This window comes from Ferrovum myxofaciens, from assembly GCF_000735045.1.
Lineage (GTDB): Bacteria > Pseudomonadota > Gammaproteobacteria > Burkholderiales > Ferrovaceae > Ferrovum > Ferrovum myxofaciens.
The window spans coordinates 1-253 of record NZ_JPOQ01000492.1 but is presented as its reverse complement, the minus strand read 5'-3'; the positions used below and the strand labels follow the sequence as shown (position 1 = coordinate 253).

At 60.1% G+C, this 253-nt stretch carries 1 protein-coding gene; it reads left to right on the top strand.

The genetic code is table 11. From position 1 onward, the window contains the following. Positions 1-253, top strand: a 253-nt coding sequence (locus IV91_RS18750) for a hypothetical protein (RefSeq protein ID WP_035418866.1), incomplete at both ends; no start/stop codon positions are given.

Genomic DNA, 253 nt, shown 5'->3' with positions numbered 1-253 from the left:
GAAGGTGGGTGGCATCGCGGAGAAATGGGCCGAAGCCTATGGAACTCAACTTCCGGCATGGAAGCGCCAGGATCGGAAGGGGAAGAACCTGGCCACAGCGGTTGCCTTGGCTGCGCCTGTGATCTCCCGACCTGGGATGAGGCAGGTGATTCTGATGGCGACAGAACACGCTCTGACCATGCCCAAGGCATCGGATTGGGCGCGGGAGAAGTGGCTCACCCGGTTGCCGGAGTTTTCTGATTTCGTGGTGGTT